Genomic DNA, 3,061 nt, shown 5'->3' on the forward strand with positions numbered 1-3,061 from the left:
CGGGCAGTTGGGTCTGGATCAGGTTGCCGAGTTCGTCATAGTGGTGGTGCAGGCTGCCGGCGGCGCTGTTTTCGGCGAGCAACTGGCCGGTGGCATCGTAGGCGAAGCTCAGGGTCTGGGCGTTGCCCTGCAGGTCGGTGAAGGTGACGGCGGTGAGTTGGTCCAGCGGGTCGTAGGTGTAGTCGGTGCGGCCATCGTCGGTGACTTTGGCGATCAGCCGGCCCACGGCGTCGCGTTCCAGGCGATGGACGATGGGTGCCGGCGGTGTTTCGGGAATGAGCGCCAGGCCCGTGCCGTACGGCGCAGGCATCGCCGTCACCGCCGCGACGTTGTCGAGGCGGTCGTAGTCGTAGCGCTTGGCGCTGCCATCCAGGTCTTGTTGCTCGGTCAACCGATCCCCAGCATCCTAGGCAAACCGGTAGCTTTCGCCATTCTCGTTGGTCAGCGCTTGCAGTCGGCCGAAGCTGTCGTAGGCGAACTGCACTTGCCGGCCCTGGGCGTCGGTGCGCTGGCGGACCTGGCCGCGACGGTTGTGTTGATAGAGCGTGGTGTGCCCGGCCGGGTCGGTATAGCCGGTCAATTGGCCGCTGACGTCGCGCTGATATTGCTCGGTGCGCCCGTCCGGTAATTGGCTGCTGAGCAATCGCCCCTGGGCGTCGTAGCTGAACTGGGTGCGTTCGCCGAGGGCGTCGGTGATGGTTTGCAGATAGCCCCGGTTGTCATAGCTGAACCGCGTCGGATAACCCGAGCAATCGATGTGTTCGACCAGTTGGCCGAACGGGTTCCAGCGCAGTTTTTTGCTTTTGCCGGTGGCGTCGATGATCTCGACGACCTGGCCGTGAGTGTCGTAGCGGTAACGGGTGATGTGGCCCAACGGATCGGTTTCGGCGATACAGTTGCCGTGCTGATCGTAGCGAGCGTTTGTGGCCATGTGGTGTTGACCTGGCCATTCTTTTCGAAGTTGCCTTCCAACTGGAATTTTTTGTGGATACCACGCAGCTTTATCAATGCCCTTTCTAACGCGCTCATGTTCGTTCTCCGAATAAAATTGGCGGAAGTGCGGGGGGCAGGACTTGAGCCATGGCCCGAAGGCGTATGCGGTTCGTGGCGTGGGAAGTTTGCTCCCTATCGGCGGCGCAGCCGTCGTAACCGGCTGATCGATACCTTTGAAAAAGACGGCGTTGGTGAGCTCGATGACGGGCACAGCTCAGGTAAATTGAACGAGGAAATATCCAGCTTCGTCGCCTTCCTTCATCTTTTTCGCCCGGTTGTCGGCAAAAACGTAGCCGATGCCACCGCCGAACAATCCTTCGTGGCGAGAACTGATTTTTGCGATGTCGGCGTCCAATATCTGGGCTAGAAAATAATAGCGAGGGCTTTCATACAACGGATCTTGCAACCAGCCAGGGCGACCTAATATTTTGCTGATACTGGCGCCGCAGTCCGGATCCTCCAGCTCTTCGGTCATTTGTTCGCCCGTGAGGGGTTGCTGGGCAATGTAGCTTCGCGGAATCGGATCCTCCAGGGTCGGTGGCATAAGCTCGAAAGGCGCCAGCGTATGAAGCAGAACTTTACTATGTCCCTGTACCAGCTTTTCCATCTCGCTCTGTTGGTGGACAGTCAATTGGCGTAACGATGACCGTTTGTACGTATCGCCTTCACGCTCCACGGAAACGAACACTGTCAGAGCCATACCCGACGGTATAAAAGAAGTGCTGAGGAAATCCGATGTCATCATGAGCACTGGTAGCATCAAATGACCGGTGGTTGGATCCTTTGGCCACAGATCAATATCGGTGAGTCGAGCGCCCCCGCCTATTTGTCCAAGGTTATGGTCTTTTTCGGAGAGGATGATTTGATTGATGCCCATAGTCCGTGATCCTTTAGAAGCAGCCTTTTCTTTTGGCGAATGATGTGGATAAACGCCTTGCTGTTCGTGCCTGTTGTTGGGTGATGATGCCGGTTCTGACCAATGAGTTGTGAATAGCTTGGGACATGAGGCGAATTTCCAGCTTCCCGCGCTTGAGCATTTGATTAGGTCCCAGCCCGCGAGCACGGCGCAAACGATTTTCCTCGGCATGCACCATGTCGTGATGTTCGGGCGATAGCGCAATGGAAGGGTTACCTTTATAGCGTCGGCCCTTTGCGATACCTTTTCCTTCCAGAAACTTATTACGAACAATCTCGTGTGCTTCCAGCCCATCATTCTTGTGGGCTTTGGCACCGTAACCGGCCACCTCACCTTCTTTTAGCAGCCCAAGTGGGTCAATCCACCCGGTGGAGTTGGGAGCGTACTGGTAGAGATTGTATCCCCCCGCGAGCCCAATCGGATCCGGCGTAGTAAACCGCCCCACATCCGGATCATAAAACCGAAACGTGTTGTAGTGCAGCCCGATCTCCCGATCCAGATACTGTCCTTGAAACCGCAAATTCTGCTCTTCGATGAAGTACGGTTCCCGCACCTCTTCAACTGTGTTACCCCACACCTGATACCGTGTCTGCCACACCGTATGCCCGTCGACTTCGGTCAGTTGTTCCGGCAGCCCATTCAGGTCATTGTGGTAATACCGCACGCTCTGGTGTTCGCCTGTCCCATCAACGCGAGCCAGCGGCGCATAGCTATCTTCTTCATAGATATACAGGCTGGTCTGGCTATGCCGATGCTCTTGCAACAGGCGTAAGCCTTCCCAGTCGAAACGAGTTTCTCCCAAGGGATAGCCGTGGCTGTCATGTTCGGTTTTAGCGATGCGTCGGCCCAGTGGGTCATAGGTCATTTTCACGACCGTTTCCCGCTCGCCTTTCTGGCTGCGCACTTCAATCAATCGGCTTTCGGCGTCGTAACCGAAGCGCTGCAAGCCTCGTTTAGCGCTGCGTTTTTCGATCATCCGGCCAAACGCGTCATAGCGGTAACGCTTGTCCTGGTAGGTCAGCAGTTTGTTGTGCACCACCAGCCCGGCGCCGGGTTGTGGGCCGTCCAACAGGTTGGCGGCGGCGTCGTAGGCGAAGGTTTCGCGCTGGCCGTGCAGGCTGTCCTGGCTGGCGATGATGCGGCCGGTGGCGT

At 57.1% G+C, this 3,061-nt stretch carries 2 protein-coding genes and 1 pseudogene; all 3 read right to left on the reverse strand.

What is annotated here, in order from left to right; genetic code table 11:
* Nucleotides 1–916 (reverse strand): annotated as a pseudogene (locus AACY49_RS29340) (RHS repeat-associated core domain-containing protein); the annotation flags it as partial.
* 291 nt (nt 917–1,207) lie between these two features.
* Nucleotides 1,208–1,870 (reverse strand): hypothetical protein, encoded by a 663-nt coding sequence (locus AACY49_RS29345; protein ID WP_339527653.1) that lies wholly within the window; start codon nt 1,868–1,870, stop codon nt 1,208–1,210.
* Nucleotides 1,871–1,883: 13 nt separating this feature from the next.
* Nucleotides 1,884–3,061 (reverse strand): RHS repeat domain-containing protein (locus AACY49_RS29350; protein WP_339527655.1); only part of this gene is annotated, 1,178 nt, incomplete at its 5' end.

Source organism: Pseudomonas sp. EL_65y_Pfl2_R96, assembly GCF_963970905.1.
Taxonomy (GTDB): Bacteria; Pseudomonadota; Gammaproteobacteria; order Pseudomonadales; family Pseudomonadaceae; genus Aquipseudomonas.

Excerpts from the sequence above, each read along its gene's own strand:
- AACY49_RS29345 (WP_339527653.1), bottom strand. The coding sequence starts at position 1,870 with ATGGGCATCAATCAAATCATCCTCTCCGAAAAAGACCATAACCTTGGA.